Annotated in this window: 19 protein-coding genes; 18 read left to right on the top strand and 1 reads right to left on the bottom strand. The window is 70.7% G+C overall.

What is annotated here, in order from left to right; genetic code table 11:
- Positions 1-21: 21 nt before the first annotated feature.
- From ACN27J_RS14015 to prfA, 6 genes are all read left to right on the top strand, one after another.
- Positions 22-891 (top strand): SPFH domain-containing protein, encoded by an 870-nt coding sequence (locus ACN27J_RS14015; RefSeq protein ID WP_421366644.1) that lies wholly within the window; start codon positions 22-24, stop codon positions 889-891.
- A gap of 15 nt (positions 892-906) precedes the next feature.
- Positions 907-1155 (top strand): hypothetical protein, encoded by a 249-nt coding sequence (locus ACN27J_RS14010; protein ID WP_421366642.1) that lies wholly within the window; start codon positions 907-909, stop codon positions 1153-1155.
- A gap of 34 nt (positions 1156-1189) precedes the next feature.
- On the top strand, positions 1190-2134 hold the full coding sequence (gene thrB, locus ACN27J_RS14005; RefSeq protein WP_421366639.1) for a homoserine kinase: 945 nt from the start codon (positions 1190-1192) through the stop codon (positions 2132-2134).
- A gap of 289 nt (positions 2135-2423) precedes the next feature.
- Positions 2424-4370: a transcription termination factor Rho gene (gene rho, locus ACN27J_RS14000; RefSeq protein ID WP_421366637.1), complete on the top strand. Its 1947-nt coding sequence runs from the start codon at positions 2424-2426 to the stop codon at positions 4368-4370.
- Between the two features lie 233 nt (positions 4371-4603).
- Positions 4604-4828, top strand: coding sequence for a 50S ribosomal protein L31 (gene rpmE, locus ACN27J_RS13995; protein WP_123603402.1), 225 nt, complete (start codon positions 4604-4606; stop codon positions 4826-4828).
- Positions 4829-4961: 133 nt separating this feature from the next.
- Positions 4962-6050 (top strand): peptide chain release factor 1, encoded by a 1089-nt coding sequence (prfA, locus tag ACN27J_RS13990; protein WP_278171200.1) that lies wholly within the window; start codon positions 4962-4964, stop codon positions 6048-6050.
- A 66-nt stretch (positions 6051-6116) separates the two neighbouring features.
- Here prfA and ACN27J_RS13985 read toward each other — a convergent pair whose 3' ends face one another.
- Positions 6117-7673 carry a GGDEF domain-containing protein gene (locus tag ACN27J_RS13985; protein WP_421366634.1) on the bottom strand — a complete coding sequence of 519 codons (1557 nt, stop codon included), beginning with the start codon at positions 7671-7673 and terminating at the stop codon, positions 6117-6119.
- 103 nt (positions 7674-7776) lie between these two features.
- On the opposite strand from ACN27J_RS13985, the gene prmC reads away from it, so the two are divergent.
- The 12 genes from prmC (at position 7777) to atpD (ending at position 17604) form a co-directional block, all read left to right on the top strand.
- The gene (prmC, locus tag ACN27J_RS13980; protein ID WP_421366632.1) at positions 7777-8679 is read left to right on the top strand and encodes a peptide chain release factor N(5)-glutamine methyltransferase; all 903 of its coding nucleotides are present in this window, start codon (positions 7777-7779) and stop codon (positions 8677-8679) included.
- Between the two features lie 62 nt (positions 8680-8741).
- A complete protein-coding gene (locus tag ACN27J_RS13975; RefSeq protein ID WP_421372227.1) occupies positions 8742-9386 on the top strand; it encodes an L-threonylcarbamoyladenylate synthase in 645 nt (214 codons plus the stop codon).
- A complete protein-coding gene (locus ACN27J_RS13970; protein ID WP_421366631.1) occupies positions 9386-10018 on the top strand; it encodes a phosphotyrosine protein phosphatase in 633 nt (210 codons plus the stop codon). The genes ACN27J_RS13975 and ACN27J_RS13970 overlap by 1 nt, the downstream gene beginning before the upstream one ends.
- A 41-nt stretch (positions 10019-10059) precedes the next feature.
- The gene (locus tag ACN27J_RS13965) at positions 10060-10461 is read left to right on the top strand and encodes a hypothetical protein (RefSeq protein ID WP_421366630.1); all 402 of its coding nucleotides are present in this window, start codon (positions 10060-10062) and stop codon (positions 10459-10461) included.
- Between the two features lie 251 nt (positions 10462-10712).
- The gene (locus ACN27J_RS13960) at positions 10713-10928 is read left to right on the top strand and encodes a hypothetical protein (protein ID WP_123603396.1); all 216 of its coding nucleotides are present in this window, start codon (positions 10713-10715) and stop codon (positions 10926-10928) included.
- A gap of 28 nt (positions 10929-10956) precedes the next feature.
- Positions 10957-11757, top strand: a complete 801-nt coding sequence (gene atpB / locus ACN27J_RS13955) for a F0F1 ATP synthase subunit A (RefSeq protein ID WP_278171190.1) — start codon at positions 10957-10959, stop codon at positions 11755-11757.
- A 107-nt stretch (positions 11758-11864) separates the two neighbouring features.
- Positions 11865-12074, top strand: coding sequence for an ATP synthase F0 subunit C (atpE, locus tag ACN27J_RS13950; protein ID WP_278171189.1), 210 nt, complete (start codon positions 11865-11867; stop codon positions 12072-12074).
- Between the two features lie 65 nt (positions 12075-12139).
- On the top strand, positions 12140-12682 hold the full coding sequence (locus ACN27J_RS13945; protein ID WP_123603393.1) for a F0F1 ATP synthase subunit B: 543 nt from the start codon (positions 12140-12142) through the stop codon (positions 12680-12682).
- Positions 12682-13506, top strand: a complete 825-nt coding sequence (locus ACN27J_RS13940) for a F0F1 ATP synthase subunit delta (protein WP_421366628.1) — start codon at positions 12682-12684, stop codon at positions 13504-13506. The genes ACN27J_RS13945 and ACN27J_RS13940 overlap by 1 nt, the downstream gene beginning before the upstream one ends.
- Positions 13507-13562: 56 nt before the next feature.
- Positions 13563-15209 carry a F0F1 ATP synthase subunit alpha gene (atpA, locus tag ACN27J_RS13935; protein ID WP_421366626.1) on the top strand — a complete coding sequence of 549 codons (1647 nt, stop codon included), beginning with the start codon at positions 13563-13565 and terminating at the stop codon, positions 15207-15209.
- Between the two features lie 11 nt (positions 15210-15220).
- The gene (locus tag ACN27J_RS13930; RefSeq protein WP_421366623.1) at positions 15221-16150 is read left to right on the top strand and encodes a F0F1 ATP synthase subunit gamma; all 930 of its coding nucleotides are present in this window, start codon (positions 15221-15223) and stop codon (positions 16148-16150) included.
- The gene (gene atpD / locus ACN27J_RS13925) at positions 16150-17604 is read left to right on the top strand and encodes a F0F1 ATP synthase subunit beta (RefSeq protein ID WP_278171181.1); all 1455 of its coding nucleotides are present in this window, start codon (positions 16150-16152) and stop codon (positions 17602-17604) included. The genes ACN27J_RS13930 and atpD overlap by 1 nt, the downstream gene beginning before the upstream one ends.
- Positions 17605-17613 lie beyond the last annotated feature (9 nt).

Here is a 17613-nt window from a genome sequence, read left to right as displayed (position 1 = left end):
CTGGTGGTGGAGGGAACGAGCATGGAACGAGCCGTGTTCCGGATGTCCGGATTCGTGGCGATCAGCGGCCTGGTGGTGCCAGGTCTGCTCGGCCTGGCGGTGGTGGCGCCCGGCATCAACTCGGTGGCCGACGTGGACGTCTGGATGGCCGTCGCCGCCGTGGTCTACGCCGGGGTCATCGCGCTGGCCGCCACCGGGTTCACCGTGGTCAACCCCAACGAGGCGCAGGTGGTGCAGTTCTTCGGCCGCTACCTCGGCTCGATCCGGGTCGCCGGCCTGCACTGGACCTGGCCGCTGACCGCCCGGCGCAAGGTCACCCTGCGGGTGCGCAACTTCGAGACCGACCGGCTGAAGGTCGCCGACGCCGACGGCAACCCGGTCGAGATCGCCGCCGTCGTGGTGTGGCGGGTGGTCGACTCGGCGAGCGCCGTCTTCGCCGTCGACGACCACGTCGAGTACGTGGCCGTCCAGGCCGAGGCCGCCGTCCGGCACCTGGCCACCAGCTACCCGTACGAGGCGCACGACGCCGAGCGGGCCAGCCTGCGGGACAGTGCGGTGGTCGCCGACGAGCTCACCGAGGAGTTGCGGGAGCGGGTCGAGTTGGCCGGCGTGGAGGTGCTGGAGTCCCGGGTCACCCACCTCGCGTACGCCCCCGAGATCGCCCACGCGATGCTCGCCCGGCAGCAGGCCGCCGCCGTCGTCGCGGCCCGGTTCCGGATCGTCGAGGGCGCCGTCGGCATGGTCTCCAACGCGTTGGAACGGTTGGCCGACGAGCACGTGGTCGACCTCGACGAGGAACGCAAGGCCCAGATGGTCGCCAACCTGCTGGTGGTGCTCTGCGGCGACCGGGCGGTGCAGCCGGTGGTGAACACCGGGTCTCTCTACAGCTGAGGCGGTCCACGGCTGATGGCCGAACGCAAGAAGCTGCTGCTGCGGCTCGATCCGGCGGTCCACGAGGCGATTGCCAAGTGGGCCGCCGACGACCTGCGCAGCGTCAACGCCCAGATCGAGTACGCGCTGCGGTTCGCGCTGCGCGCCGCCGGCCGGGCACCTGGATCCGAGCGGGCACCTGGATCCGAGCGGGCACCCGGGTCCGATCGGGCGCCTGGATCGGGCCCGGCGGCCGCCGGCCCGGACCGACCGCCGGCACCCTGACACCGGACGACCTGCCAGGACCTAGCATGGGGCGATGGCTATCAGCTTCGTTCCCGGGCCGGTGACCGTGCGGGTCCCGGCCACCAGCGCCAACCTCGGCCCCGGGTTCGACGCGCTCGGGTTGGCGCTCGGTCACCACGACGAGGTGACCGCCCAGGTGGTGCCCGCCGGCTGCCGGGTCGAGATCTCCGGCGAAGGCACCGGGGAGTTGCCGCTCGACGACGGCCATCTCGTCGTCCGCGCCATGCACGCCACCTTCGACGAGCTCGGCGGCCGGCCGGCCGGCCTGGCGCTGAGCTGCGTGAACCGGATCCCCCAGGCACGCGGCCTGGGTTCGTCGTCGGCGGCGATCGTGGCCGGCGTGCAACTGGCCCGAGGGCTCGTCGTCGGCGGGACGCAGCTGCTGGACACCGCCGCCGCGCTGCGGATCGCCGCGCGGCTGGAGGGTCACCCGGACAACGTGGCGCCCTGCCTGCTCGGCGGTTTCACCATCGCCTGGACCGAGGCGTCCGGGTCGCGCGCGGTGTCGGTGCCGGTGCATCCGGCGGTGTCGCCGACCGTCTACGTACCCGGTAACCGGGGTCTGACCGAGGCGGCGCGGGCGGCGCTGCCCGCCCAGGTCCCGCACGCGGACGCCGCGTTCACCGCCGGTCGGGCCGCCCTGCTGAGCCACGCGATCAGCGCCGACCCGACGCTGTTGCTGGCCGCGACCGAGGACCGGGTGCACCAGGACTACCGGGGTCCATCGATGCCGGCCAGTGCGGAACTGCTTCGCCGACTGCGGGCAACCGGTGTGGCTGCCGTGATCAGTGGGGCGGGTCCGAGCGTCCTGGCGTTGACCGAAGTCCCGGCGGGCTTCTGTCCGGGAATGGACTGGCAGACTCACTTGTTTCCGGTAGACGTTGCCGGAGCGCGGATCGAAGGCGCTATAGTAGGACACGCCGAGCGGGACCCTGTTGCCGCAGGTCGGAAGAGTTGACTACGCTCTAGGCCAAGCACAGCCGCGAAGCACGCGATCTCCTGCGGGGCGGCGCACCCCCGAAGCTATCGGCGGTAAGCCCGTCTCACCCCTGCCTAGGCCACCGCCAAACCGCAGTCTCCACGGATCGCTGCAGATGTCGAGAGCTGCCCACCGAGGCTGGTGAAGCGGGTCCGGCAAAGCTGCGCGAAGACTCCCGCGACGTGTCATGCGAGGCGGGTGCACCGAGGCCACCCGGCCACCTAGCGTCTTGACCCGGGTTGCCCGGCCTATCGAGGGAAGGAATCCATTGAGCGACACCACCGACGTGACGTCGGATGTCTCCAACGTCGCTGACGACACCACCGCTGCTCCTGCCCGCCGTCGGCGGTCCGGCACCGGGCTGTCCGCGATGCTGCTGCCGGAGTTGCAGAGCCTCGCCGCGTCGCTCGGCATCTCCGGCACCGCCCGGATGCGCAAGAGTGAGCTGATCACCGCGATCACCGAGCGCCAGGCCGGCGGGGGTGCCCCACGGCCGCGCGCCGAGGTCGCGGCGGCGACCGCACCCCCTCGGGAGGAGGTCCGCGCCGAGGTCCGTCCTGAGGCCGAGCGGCGCGACGGCGGGTCCGAGCGGCGCGACGGCGGCGACGGTGAGCAACTCGCCATCGTCGACGAGCCGGCCCGCGACGAGCCGGCCCGCGAGCGCAGCACCCGCCGGGGCCGTCGGTCGGCAGCCGAGTCGCGTACCGACGAGACCGCGACCGCGCAGACCACGCCGACTGAGTCGGGCGAGCGGGCCGACCGGGGCGGTGACGGCCGGGACAACCGTGACCGTGATGGCCGGGACAACCGTGGCGAGCGGGCCGACCGGGGCGAGCGGGACAACCGTGGCGAGCGGGCCGACCGGGGCGGTGACGGCCGGGGTGGTCGCGACCGTAACGACCGGGGTGACCGTAACGACCGGGGTGACCGCGGCGAGCGGAACCAGCGGGACAACAACGACGACGACGACAACGAAGGCGGCGGTCGGCGCAGCCGACGCAGCCGGTTCCGCGACCGTCGGCGGCGGGGAGACCGCGGTGACGGCGACGGCGGTGGCGGCCGGGAGCCGCAGGTGACCGAGGACGACGTACTCGTCCCGGTGGCCGGCATCCTCGACGTGCTGGACAACTACGCGTTCGTGCGTACCACCGGCTACCTCTCCGGGCCCAACGACGTCTACGTCTCCATGTCGCAGGTCAAGAAGCACGGTCTGCGGCGCGGTGACGCGGTCACCGGCGCGGTGCGCGCCACCCGCGAGGGTGAGCAGCGCCGCGACAAGTACAACCCGCTGGTCCGGCTGGACACCATCAACGGCATGGAGCCGGAGGAGGCCCGGCGGCGTCCCGAGTTCTACAAGCTCACCCCGCTCTACCCGCAGGACCGGCTGCGGCTGGAGACCGAGCCGCACATCCTCACCACCCGGGTCATCGACCTGGTGATGCCGATCGGTAAGGGCCAGCGGGCGCTGATCGTCTCCCCGCCCAAGGCGGGCAAGACGATGGTGCTGCAGGCGATCGCCAACGCCATCACGCACAACAACCCCGAGTGCCACCTGATGGTGGTGCTGGTCGACGAACGTCCGGAAGAGGTCACCGACATGCAGCGGTCGGTGAAGGGCGAGGTCGTCGCGGCCACGTTCGACCGGCCGCCGCAGGACCACACCACGGTCGCCGAGCTGGCCATCGAACGGGCCAAGCGGCTGGTCGAGCTGGGCCACGACGTCGTCGTGCTGCTCGACTCGGTGACCCGGCTGGGCCGCTCGTACAACCTGGCCGCGCCGGCCAGCGGGCGGATCATGTCCGGTGGTATCGACTCGACAGCGCTGTACCCGCCGAAGCGGTTCCTCGGCGCGGCCCGCAACATCGAGAACGGCGGTTCGTTGACCATCCTCGCCACCGCACTGGTGGAGACCGGGTCCATGATGGATACGGTGATCTTCGAGGAGTTCAAGGGGACCGGCAACGCCGAGCTCAAGCTGGACCGCAAGATCGCCGACAAGCGGGTGTTCCCGTCGATCGACATCCACCCGTCCGGCACCCGCAAGGAGGAGATCCTGCTCGCGCCGGAGGAGCTGGCGATCACCCACAAGCTGCGCAAGGTGCTCCACTCGCTGGACTCCCAGGCGGCACTGGACCTGCTGCTGGACCGGCTCAAGCAGAGCCGGACCAACATCGAGTTCCTGATGCAGATCGCGAAGTCGACGCCGGGGGAGTGACCCCGGCACCGGCCGCCCCGCGCGGTCGGGAATCCGGCAGGTCCGTCGGGCGTTGCGTCCGGCGGTGTTCGTGACGGTCGCGGTGGGCGGTTCGCTCCGCCCACCGTGACCCGCCGCCACGGCCCGTGGCAGACTGACAACAGGCCAGGTTCCGGTTCACGCCAGAGTCGGCCCGCGCAACGGCGCGGCCGACGTCGACGGCGACCCGGCGACCGACGAAGAGAGGACCATCCGTGAAGAAGGACATCCACCCGGAGTACGTGACCACCGAGGTCACCTGCTCCTGCGGCGCGTCGTTCACCACCCGCAGCACCGCACCCGGCGGCAAGATCCACGCTGAGACCTGCAGCGCCTGCCACCCGTTCTACACCGGCAAGCAGCGCGTCCTCGACACCGCCGGCCGGGTCGCCAAGTTCCAGCAGAAGTACGCCAAGGCGAAGGCCAACAAGGCCAAGTAGCTGTGCACGCGGCGCCCGCTTCCGACCGACGTCGGGGGCGGGCGCCGCGGTGTCTGGACGGTACTGGTCTTTTCAACCCGGCGGACCGTTTCCTCCCCGGCCGCAAGGCCGGAGTATCCACGGAAGGCATCTGATGAGCAGCGAGCGTCTGGCCGGGCTCCTCGACGAGTACGCCGAGCTGGAGAAGCAGCTGTCCGATCCGGCGATCCACGCGGACCAGACCACCGCCCGCCGGGTCGGTCGCCGGTTCGCCGAGCTGGCCCCGCTGCACAAGGCCGCCGGCGAGCTCGCCCAGGCCCGGGCCGATTTGGCCGCCGCCCGGGAGCTGGCCGGCGAGGACCCGGCGTTCACCGTCGAGGCGGAGGCGATCGCCGCCAGCCTGCCCGACCTGGAGGCCCGCCTCGCCGAACTGCTGATCCCCCGGGACCCGCACGACGCCAAGGACGTCATCGTCGAGATCAAGGCGGGCGAGGGCGGCGAGGAGTCGGCGCTGTTCGCCGGCGACCTGCTACGGATGTACCTGCGGTACGCCGAACGGCGCGGCTGGCAGGTCGAGGTGCTCGACTCGCAGGATTCCGACCTCGGCGGGGTCAAGGACGTCTCGCTCGCGATCAAGTCGCGGGGGATGCCCGAGGGCGGCAACGGCGTCTGGTCCCGGCTCAAGTGGGAGGGCGGCGTGCACCGGGTGCAGCGGGTGCCGGTCACCGAATCGCAGGGCCGGATCCACACCAGCGCCGCCGGGGTGCTGGTGCTGCCGGAAGCCGAGGACGTCGAGGTCAACGTCGACCCGAACGAACTACGCGTCGACGTGTTCCGCTCCTCCGGCCCCGGCGGGCAGTCGGTCAACACCACCGACTCGGCGGTGCGGATCACCCACCTGCCGACCGGCATCGTCGTCTCCTGCCAGAACGAGAAGAGCCAGCTGCAGAACCGGGAGCAGGCGATGCGGATTCTGCGCGCCAGGTTGCTCGCCGCCGCCCAGGAACAGGCCGACGCGGCGGCGTCCGACGCCCGCCGCTCCCAGGTGCGTACGGTCGACCGGTCCGAGCGGGTGCGCACCTACAACTACCCACAGAACCGGATCACCGACCACCGGATCGGCTACACGGCGTACAACATGGACCTGGTGGTCGGCGGGGAGCTTGACGGCGTCCTCGACGCGCTCGCCGAGGCGGACCGGGCCGCCCGGCTCGCCGGTGACACCGAACTGACCCGCCGCTGACCGGCGCCACCGGCCCCGGCACCGGCCGTGCCGCTGACCGCGGCCACACCGGCACCGGCCTGGCGGTCAGCGCACCGGATGGGGCCGTTGCCGGGCCTCGCGCATCTGCCGGGCGGCCACCTCGAAGGCCCGGCTGAGCGCTTCGCGCAACCCCGGACCGGAACCGCTGATCTCGGCGTAGCCGACGCTGACCCCGACCGGAGTGCCAGGCACCAGCGACTCCCACTCCTCACCGGCCACCGCTGCGGTGATCCGGCGGGCCACGTCGGCCGCCTCGGCCGGGCCGGCGCCCGGCAGCACCACCACGAACTCGTCGCCGCCGTACCTGGCCACGAAGTCACCCCGGCGCATCACCCGGTTGATCACCCCGGCGACCCGTTGCAGCACCAGGTCCCCGGAGTGGTGGCCGTGCACGGTGTTGACCGACTTGAAACCGTCCAGGTCGCAGACCATCACCACGGCCCGATCGCCCCGGCCGGCCATGTCGGTGACGTAGAGGTCGAGGTGGCGGCGGCTGGCCAGCCCGGTCAACGGGTCGGTCAGCGCCTCCTGGGTGTACTGCGCGGCGGAGCGACGCATCTCCTCCTGGTCCAGCCGGGCGGCGATGCCGTCGACGTACATGTCGCGCAGCCGGTCGTTGCGCCGGGTAGCCAGCCGGAACGCGTACCGGTCGGCGTCGTGCGCGGCGGCGTGGTCGCCGGCCCGGGTGTGCGCGACGCTGCGCAGCCGGGCCGTCTCAGCGGCACCGAGTGTCTCGGCGGAGACCACCGCCGTGGACAGCCGGGTCAACGCCTCCGCCGGCCGGTCCGCCGCGATGGTCAGGCAGACCACCCCGAGCTGGCGCAGGTCGCGGGCGCGGGCACTGTCGCCGCCGTCGATCATCAACCGGGTCGCCTCCGGGGCACCGGCGGGCAGCCGGGCCGGCTCACCGAGTGCGGCCAGCCGGGCCAGGGCGTACCCGTAGGCCACCCGGCTGCTCGGGCGCAGCAACCCGGCCCGGTCGGCGTGCACGAACTTCGCCAGGTCGCTGCCGATGTCGCGGAGCACCCGCAGGCAGCCGTCGGTGTCTCCATGATGGTCCAACGCGACCGCGTTGCGCAGCCGGATGCCGGGCGCGGCGAAGGTCTCCTCTGGAATGCCGGTGGCGTTGGCGAGCTGCCGGGCGTGCTCGATGGCGCTCAACGCGTACCCGTGGAAACTGAGGTAGGAGTAGGCCATCGCCAGGTCGTGCCAGCCCCAGGCGGTTTCCCGGTCCACGTCGGTGGCGGCGCCGAGCGCCCGCGCGCTGTGCACCAGATGCGTGACGCACCGGTCGAACGCGCCCTGCTGGTGGGCGGCGAGCGCGGCCAGCGCGTGCAGGTGGCCGTGCAGGTACGGTTCGCTGACGTCCCGGGCGGCCTCGAACGCCCGGTCGACGGCCACCGTGTACTCGGCGGACCGGCCGAGGTTGAGCAGCGCGGAGAGCCGCTGCACCAGCGCGTCGGCCCGTACGTACCGGTTGCTGGTGCTCCGGATCACCTGCTCGAAGGCGACGCAGGCCTCGGCCGAGCGGCTGCTTTCCATCAGCGCCCGGGCCTGCATCAGCGCCTCGGCCTGGTCGGTGAGCCGGTCGAGCCAACCCACGCACAACCTCCCCTGGAGCCCGCTGGAATCTGGCGGAGCACACACCCGACCCGATCCGCGACCTGTTCCACGGACGCCCGGGTGGACGCACCATGATTATGTCGTGAACCGCTTGCCAGAGAACACCTCCGGATTGCCGGATCGGACGCCGGTCCGAGCCGCGGTGGCCGCCGCGGCCGCCCGGCTGGCCGCCGCCGGTGTCGCCGCCGCCCGCGTCGACGCGGAGCTGATTGCCGCCTCGGTGCTGGACATTCCGCGTGGCCGGCTGGCATTGAGTGGCGACTTCGACCAGGCCGACATCGGCAGGTTCCACAGTCTGGTGACCCGCCGGGCGGCGGGAGAACCGGTGCAGCACCTCACCGGATCGGCACCGTTTCGTTATCTGGAGCTCGCCGTGGGGCCGGGGGTCTTCGTGCCCCGGCCGGAGACCGAACTGCTCGCCGGGGCGGGCGTCGACGCGCTGCGTGACCAGCCCGGCGAGGCGGTCGTCGTCGACCTGTGCAGCGGCAGTGGCGCGGTGGCACTGGCGGTCGCGCACGAGGTTCCGACGGCGCGGGTGGTCGCGGTCGAACGCTCGACGGACAGCCTGCGCTGGCTGCGCCGCAACGCCCGGCGACAGGCCGCCGCCGGGGACCGGCCGATCGAGGTGCTGGCCGGCGACGTCCGGGATCCGGGCCTGCTCGGCGAGCTCGCCGGCCGGGTGGACGTGCTGCTGTGCAACCCGCCGTACGTACCGGACGGCACCCCGGTGCCGCCGGAGGTCGCCGGGCACGACCCGGCCGAGGCGGTCTTCGGCGGGCCGGACGGCCTGGCGGTCATCCGACCGGTGGTGCACCGCGCCGTGACCCTGCTGCGTCCCGGCGGGCTGTTCGGGGTCGAGCACGACGACGGTCACGCCGCCGCCGTCGTCGCGTTGGTCGCCGCCGACGGCCGGTTCGACGCTGTCACCAGCCACCGCGACCTGGCCGGCCGGCCGCGTTTCGTGACCGCCCGCCGGACGGGCTGACGGCAGCTGGAGGTGATCGGTGCGGATCAGCGGGCGGGCACGTGGCAGACTGGCACACCGTGATGCTCTATGACTGCCGGTCCGCCGCCGACCGTGACAAAGGCATCGCCGCGGCGATCGAGGCGGTCAAGAACGGCGAGCTGGTCGTGCTGCCTACCGACACCGTGTACGGCGTCGGTGCCGACGCATTCACCTCGTACGCGGTCACCGCGCTGCTCAACGCCAAGGGCCGGGACCGGCAGATGCCGCCGCCGGTGCTGGTCGGTTCCCGGCACACCCTCGACGGGTTGGTGCTGATCCTGCCGCAGCCCGCCCGCGACCTGGCCGACGCCTTCTGGCCGGGAGCGCTCACCATGATCGTCGAGCACGCGCCCAGCCTGAACTGGGATCTGGGGGACACCGACGGCACCGTGGCGATCCGGATGCCGCTGCATCCGGTGGCGCTGGAGGTGCTGCGGGAGACCGGGCCGATGGCGGTCTCATCGGCGAACAAGACCGGCCGGCCGCCGGCGGTGACCGCTGCCGAGGCCCGGGACCAGCTCGGCTACTCGGTTCGCGCGTACCTGGAGGCCGGCCCGTGTCCGGACCCCGTGCCCAGCACCATCGTCGACCTGACCGGCGACGTGCCCCGGGTGGTCCGTGACGGCGCGATCCCGATCGAGAAGCTGCGTGACGTGGTCCCGGACATCATCGGTACGGAGTCCTAGTGCCGCCGTTCACCGTCCTTCATGTCTGCATGGGCAACATCTGCCGTTCGCCGATGGCCGAGCGGCTGCTGGTGCTGGCGCTCGAGCAGCGGCTGGACCGCCTCGGTCCGGCCGTCGCGCCGCCGGTCGAGGAGCTGTTGCACAGCCACAGCGCCGGCACCGGCGGTTGGCACGCCGGCGAGGAGATGAACCCACCGGCGGCCCGCCAGGTGCTCGCTCGGGGCGGGCAGGTCGACGGCTTCGCCGCCCGTAAGCTGCGGTCCGACCAGATCGACGCCGCCGATCTGGTTCTTACCGCCACCGCCGACCAGCTCGAGTACGTGCTCGCGTTGCGCCCGGACGCCGCCGAACGCACCTTCGTGCTCGGCGAGTTCGGCCGGTTGCTGCCGGCGGTGGACCAGGCCGGGCTGCCCGGTGTCCGGTCCGGTCCGGACGCGGCGGTGACCCCGGAGGCGGTGCACGCCCGGGGCGCGGCACTGGTCGCTGCGGTCGCCGCGGTCCGGGCTGGGGCCGGTCCGCAGCCGGGGGACGATCTGGACGACCCGTGGGGGCGCGGCGACCACACCTTCGCCCGGGTGGCCGACGAGATCGAGGAGACGGTGGGGGCGCTCGGCGTGGCGCTGCTGCCCTGAGATCGGCGGGACGGGCAGCGGATGCAGGCGGAGGTCGTCCGATGATGCGCAGTCGGCTGCGGCACCTGCCGGTGCCGTCGATGGTGTCGGCGGTGCTGCTGGTGGTGCTCGCCGGGGTGGGCGGCTGGCTGGACGGAGTCCCGGGGGCGGTCGGCGCCGCCGTCGGTGTCACGCTGGTGGCGGCCAGCTATGTGGCCTCCAGCCTGGCGCTGGCCTGGGCGGACTCGGTGCATCCGCGGATGGTGCTCAGTGTGGGCCTGCTCACCTACAGCTTGAAGTTCGCGCTGCTCGGGGTGGCGGTGTTCGCGGTGGCCGCGTCGGACTGGCCGGGGCAGCGGATGCTGGCGGTGGCGATCATCGTGGCCACAGTGGGATGGATCACGGCCCAGGTGTGGTGGACCTTCCGGGCCCGGATCCCGTACGTGGAGATCGACCCGCGCTGACCCTCCGGTGACCCCGGGTGTGTGCCGGCCGGTGTGCCGGCGGCGAGAAGCATCGATTTTCGCGAAGATTTGTCGGATTTGACCTACGATGAGGCCGGGATCGCCGGTGGTGTGGGGAGTGGATACCGACCGGGGCGGAAGAGGAGTAGCGTGTGCACCCATCTGACGTGCCACCGGGTCGCCCACACAACGAGGGTTGTGCGGGGGGTGACGCACAGCCTCCATCGTTGCCCTGATATGTTTCCGGCGTCATGGCCGGTGAACCACCTTCCGAACCCGCAGGTCCCTCGGGGGCCGACACCGGGTTCGCCGCGATCGGCTACCTGCTCGGCGGGATGGCCGTGTGGGGCGGCGCGGGGTGGCTCGTCGACCGTTGGCTGGACCTGCCCAACGTCGGGCTGCTGATCGGGCTGATCGGCGGGACGGCGGCCGGGGTCTACCTGACCGTTAAGAAGCTGGGCGCGTGAACCAGGCCCGACCAACGGAGGATGCGCGTTGATTGAGCAGCCGACCGTTCTCGCCGCGGAGTTCCCTCCCGGCGTGGATGCCTTCGACTTCCGCAGTCTGATCCCCGGGTTGGACGGCACCGCCTGGGCGGCCGCCTTCACCAAGATCACGCTGCTGCTCTGGATCGCCGCCGCGCTGGTGATGATCTTCTTCCTGGTCACCTACCGCAGCCCGAAGCTGGTGCCGACCAAGGGCCAGTGGCTGGCCGAGTCGGTGTACGGCATGGTGCGCGACAACATCGCCCGGGACGTGATCGGCAAGGACGGCGTGCGGTTCGCCCCGTACCTCACGGTGTTGTTCTGCTTCATCCTGCTCAACAACCTCTGGGGCATCGTTCCGTTCGCCCAGATCTCCCCGATGTCGCACATCGCCTTCCCGATGGTGCTCGCGGTGATCAGCTGGCTGATGTACATCGGACACGGCATCGCCAAGTGGGGCTTCGTCGGCTACATCAAGCACTCCTGCTGGGTCTCCGGCGCGCCGCTGTGGGTGCAGCCGATCCTGGTGCCGATCGAATTCGTCTCGAACCTGATCCTGCGGCCCGTCACCCTGGCCGTCCGGCTCTTCGCGAACATGTTCGCCGGCCACATGATCCTGCTGGTGTTCGTCCTCGGTGGCGTGGCGCTGTTCCAGGCCGACAGCCTGTTCATTAAGCCCATCGCCGTCCTGAGCTGGGGCATGGCGATCGTGATGACCTTCTTCGAGTTCGGCATCATGATCCTCCAGGCGTACGTCTTCACCCTGCTCAGCGCGACCTACCTGCAGCACTCCCTGGCCGAGTCGCACTGATCCCCCCTGATCGACACACGTCCGCAGCGCGTCACGCGGGCGACAACTGAACATTCACCTAAACGTGCGCGTGATGGACACGCGTTCAACGCAGGAGGAAAACAACCATGGAGATCACCGGCAACCTGAACGCCATCGGCTACGGCATCGCCGCCCTGGGCCCCGGCATCGGCGTCGGTCTGGTGTTCGCCGCCTACATCCAGGCGACCGCCCGCCAGCCGGAGAGCGCCGGCCTGACCCGGGTCTACATGTTCATGGGCTTCGCCGTGATCGAGGCGCTCGCCCTGCTCGGTCTGGTGCTCGCGTTCGCGCTCTAGGCCCACTGGCGGTCTGACTCGGTGACCGGTTGCGCGAGCGCCGGTCCGGGCGAAGGGAAGTGTCCATGTACGAAGATTCCACGTACATCGCCGCGGAAGAGGGCGGGAACATCCTGCTCCCGCCGCTGTCCGAGATCATCGTCGGCCTGATCGCCTTCGGTCTGCTCGTCGCCGTACTGCTGAAGTTCGTGTTCCCGCGGATGGAAGCGATGTACCAGGCGCGGGTCGAGGCGATCGAGGGCGGCATCAAGCGGGCCGAGGCCGCCCAGGCCGAGGCGAACCAGCTGCTGGAGCAGTACAAGGCCCAGCTGGCCGAGGCGCGTACCGACGCGGCCCGCATCCGCGACGACGCCCGGGCCGACGCCGAAGGGATCCGGCAGGACATCCTCGCCAAGGCGCGGGAGGAGTCCGACCGGATCATCGCGGCCGGCAAGGAGCAGCTCGCCGCCGAGCGGCAGACCATCATCCGGGAGCTGCGCGCCGAGGTCGGCACGCTCGCGGTCGACCTGGCCGGCCGGATCGTCGGGGACGCGCTCGCCGACGAGGCCCGCCGCAAGGGCACCGTCGAGCGGTTCATGGCCGACCTGGAGAACGCGGGGGCCCGCTGATGCAGTCCGCCACCAGCCGGGAGTCCTACGCCGCGGTGACCGAGCGACTGGTCGGTTACGTCGCCGGTGCCGCCCCGACGGCGGTCGCGACCACGGCCGACGAGATCCTCTCGGTGGCCGACCTGCTGCGCCGTCAGCCCCGGCTGCGGCGGGCGCTGGCCGACCCGGCCCGGCCCGCCGACGACCGGACCGGGCTGCTGCGCGGCCTGTTCGAAGGGAAGATCGGCGCGGACAGCCTCGACCTGCTCGACGCGGTCGTCGCAGCCCGCTGGTCGGCGCCGTCGGAGCTGCTCGACGCCACCGAGCGACTCGGCGTCGACACGGCACTGGCCGGTGCCGAGTCGGCCGGCGAGCTGGCCGAGGTGGAGGACGAGCTGTTCCGGTTCGGCAAGATCATCGACGGCGACCCGCAGCTGGGTGCCGTGGTCGGTGACGTCGCCGTGCCGGCCGACCGGCGGGTCGAACTGGTCCGCACGCTGCTCACCGGAAAGGCGCTGCCGGCCACGGTGCGCCTCGCCGAGCAGGCGGTCCGGGGCTTCGGCGGGCGATCCGTCGGTGCCGGGCTGGGCCGGCTGGTCGAGCTGGCCGCCGCCCGGCGGGACCGTCAGGTCGCGCACGTCACGGTCGCCGCACCACTGACCCAGCCCGAGGAGCAGCGGCTGGGCGCCACGTTGGCCGAGATGTACGGTCGGGAGGTATCCGTCAAGTTGACGGTCGACCCCGCCGTACTCGGCGGGATGAGCGTACGGATCGGTTCCGACCTGTACGACGGCACCGTTCGGCGCCGCCTCATCGACACTCGCAAGGCGCTCGCCGGGCGCTGATTCAGTCCATGCCGTTCCGGGTTCATCCGGGCCACTAGACATAGAGGAAGCAGAGGATGGCCGAGCTGACCATCTCGTCGGACGAGATCCGTGGTGCCCTAGAACGCTACGTCTCCTCCTACACGCCGGAGCTGTCTCGTGAAGAGGTCGGCACCGTGGCGGACGCCGGGGACGGCATCGCCCACGTCGAGGGCCTGCCCTCGGCGATGGCAAACGAACTGCTGGAATTCGAGGACGGCACGCTGGGCGTGGCGTTGAACCTCGACGTACGTGACATCGGTGTTGTCATCCTGGGTGACTACGCCGGCATCGAGGAGGGCCAGCGCGTCAAGCGCACCGGCCGGGTGCTGTCCGTCCCGGTCGGCGACGCCTTCCTGGGCCGGGTGGTCAGCGCGCTCGGTGAGCCGATCGACGGCCTCGGGGACATCGCCAACGACGGCTTCCGTGAGCTGGAGCTGCAGGCGCCGAACGTGATGGCCCGCCAGTCGGTGTCCGAGCCGCTGCAGACCGGTATCAAGGCGATCGACGCGATGACCCCGATCGGTCGCGGCCAGCGGCAGCTGATCATCGGCGACCGCAAGACCGGTAAGACCACCGTCGCGCTGGACACGATCCTCAACCAGCGGGCCAACTGGGAGTCCGGCGACCCGGCCAAGCAGGTCCGCTGCATCTACGTGGCGATCGGGCAGAAGGCCTCCACCATCGCCTCGATCAAGGGCGTGCTGGAGGAGCACGGCGCGATGGAGTACACCACCATCGTCGCCTCGCCCGCCTCCGACCCGGCCGGCTTCAAGTACATCGCTCCGTACACCGGGTCGTCGATCGGCCAGCACTGGATGTACGCCGGCAAGCACGTGCTGATCGTCTTCGACGACCTGAGCAAGCAGGCCGAGGCGTACCGCGCGGTGTCGCTGCTGCTGCGCCGTCCGCCGGGCCGTGAGGCGTACCCGGGTGACGTCTTCTACCTGCACTCCCGGCTGCTGGAGCGGTGCGCGAAGCTCTCCGACGAGCTGGGCGGCGGCTCGCTGACCGGTCTGCCGATCATCGAGACCAAGGCCAACGACATCTCGGCCTTCATCCCGACCAACGTCATCTCGATCACCGACGGGCAGATCTTCCTGGAGACCGACCTGTTCAACCAGGGCCAGCGGCCGGCGATCAACGTCGGTACGTCGGTCTCCCGGGTCGGTGGCGCCGCGCAGGTCAAGCCGATGAAGAAGGTCGCCGGCCGGCTGCGGCTGGACCTGGCCCAGTACCGCGAGCTGGAGGCGTTCTCCGCGCTCGCCTCCGACCTGGACAAGGCGTCGCGCAACCAACTGGAGCGCGGTGCCCGCCTGGTCGAGCTGCTCAAGCAGCCGAACTACTCGCCGTTCCCGGTGCAGGAGCAGGTCGTCTCGGTCTGGTCCGGCACCGAGGGCAAGCTCGACGACATCCCGGTCGGCGAGATCCGGCGGTTCGAGTCGGAGTTCCTGGAGTACCTGCGGCACTCCCACTCCGGCACGCTGGACTCGATCGCCGCGCACAACTGGGACGACGAGATCATCGCGACGCTGTCCGACGCGGTCGAGAAGTTCAAGCAGATGTTCCTGTCCAAGGACCCGGAGCGGGTGGTCAACGAGGCGCCGGCCGAGGCCCTGGAGGGCGAGCAGGAACGCGAGAGCGTCACCCGGTACGTCGCCGACGCTGACGCCGAGAAGGAATAGGGCGGTTCCGGATGCCAGCGCAGGTTCGGGTACTCCGCCAGCGGATTCGCTCGGCGAAGTCGATGAAGAAGATCACCAAGGCGATGGAGCTCGTCGCGACGAGTCGGGTCGCCAAGGCCCAGGCGCGGGTGGCGGCCTCGCTGCCGTACGCCAACGCGATCACCGGTGTGCTCACCGCGCTGGCCTCCAACGCCTCGGTCGACCATCCGCTGCTGACCGCGCGCCCGAAGGTGCGCCGGGCCGGCGTGCTGGTGATCACCAGTGACCGGGGCCTGGCCGGCGGATACAGCACCAACGCGATCAAGACCGCCGAGTCGCTGATCGCGCGGCTCAAGGCCGACGGCAAGGAACCGGTGCTGTACGTGATCGGCCGCAAGGGCGTCTCGTACTACCGGTTCCGTAACCGGCCGATCGAAGCGAGCTGGACCGGCTTCTCCGAGCAGCCCGGCTTCGCCGACGCCCGCGAGGTCGGCCAGACGCTGATCGCGGCGTTCCAGCGCGGCGCGGACGACACCGACGGCGGTGGGGCCGACCAGGTGCTCGGAGTGGACGAACTGCACATCGTCTCCACCGAGTTCAAGTCGCTGATGACGCAGACCCCGGTGCCCCGGATCCTCGGCCCGATGGAGGTCAAGGACAAGCCGAGGGAGGGTACGGAAGTCCTGCCGGCGTACGAGTTCGAGCCGAACGCCGAGGCGTTGCTCGACGCGTTGCTGCCGAAGTACATCAACACCCGGATCTACGCGGCACTGGTCGAATCGGCGGCGAGCGAATCGGCGGCCCGGCGGCGGGCGATGAAGAGCGCCACCGACAACGCCGAGGAAATGATCGAGAAGTACACGCGGCTAATGAACTCGGCGCGTCAGGCCGGGATCACTCAGGAGATCAGCGAGATCGTCGGCGGCGCCAACGCGCTCGCGGCGGCGGGAAGTGAAGTGTGATGACTGCCTCTGTAGAAACCCAGGCAACCGGAGCGACCGCATCGGCTACCGGCCGCGTGGTCCGGGTCATCGGCCCGGTCGTCGACGCCGAGTTCCCGCGCGACGCGATGCCCGACATCTTCAACGCCCTGCACGTGGACGTCGCGCTTGCTGGCGGCGAGCGGACCCTGACCCTCGAGGTCGCCCAGCACCTCGGCGACAACGTCATCCGGGCCATCTCGATGCAGCCGACCGACGGCATGGTCCGGGGCGCGGAGGTCCGCGACACCGGTTCGCCGATCATGGTGCCGGTCGGTGACGGCATCAAGGGCCGGGTGTTCAACACCATCGGTGAGTGCCTCAACCTGGCCGAGGGCGAGACGCTGCAGGTCACCGAGCGTCGGTCGATCCACCAGAAGGCGCCGGCGTTCGCCGACCTGGAGCCGAAGACCGAGATGCTGGAGACCGGCATCAAGGTGCTCGACCTGCTCGCCCCGTACGTCAAGGGCGGCAAGATCGGCCTGTTCGGCGGTGCCGGCGTGGGCAAGACGGTGCTCATCCAGGAGATGATCATCCGGGTCGCGAACAACTTCGGTGGTACGTCGGTCTTCGCCGGCGTCGGGGAGCGGACCCGTGAGGGTAACGACCTGATCCACGAGATGACCGAGTCCGGCGTCATCGACAAGACCGCGCTGGTCTACGGCCAGATGGACGAGCCGCCGGGCACCCGGTTGCGGGTCGCACTCGCCGCGCTGACCATGGCCGAGTACTTCCGGGACGTGCAGAAGCAGGAAGTGCTGCTGTTCATCGACAACATCTTCCGGTTCACCCAGGCCGGTTCCGAGGTCTCCACGCTGCTCGGCCGGATGCCGTCCGCGGTGGGTTACCAGCCCACCCTGGCCGACGAGATGGGTGAGCTGCAGGAGCGGATCACCTCGGTCCGGGGCCAGGCGATCACCTCGATGCAGGCGATCTACGTGCCCGCCGACGACTACACCGACCCGGCGCCGGCCACCACCTTCGCTCACCTGGACGCCACCACCAACCTGGAGCGGTCCATCTCCGACAAGGGCATCTACCCGGCGGTGGACCCGCTGGCGTCCTCGTCGCGGATCCTCGCCCCGGAGTTCGTCGGCCAGGAGCACTACGCGGTGGCCTCCGAGGTGAAGCGGATCCTGCAGAAGTACAAGGACCTGCAGGACATCATCGCCATCCTCGGTATGGAGGAGCTCTCCGAGGAAGACAAGATCACCGTCTCCCGGGCCCGCCGGATCGAGCGGTTCCTGTCACAGAACACCTACGCGGCCGAGGTCTTCACCGGCATCAAGGGTTCGTACGTGCCGGTCAAGGACACCATCGAAGCCTTCCGCAAGATCAGTGAAGGGGAGTACGACCACTTCCCCGAGCAGGCCTTCTTCATGTGCGGTGGGCTCGACGACCTGGAGCGCAACGCCCAGGAGCTGATGAAGGGCTGACGACGGCGA

It is taken from the genome of Solwaraspora sp. WMMB762 (genome assembly GCF_049179115.1).
GTDB lineage: Bacteria > Actinomycetota > Actinomycetes > Mycobacteriales > Micromonosporaceae > Micromonospora_E.
Note: the sequence above shows the minus strand (reverse complement) of the source record. Positions and strands in the feature narration are given on the sequence as shown.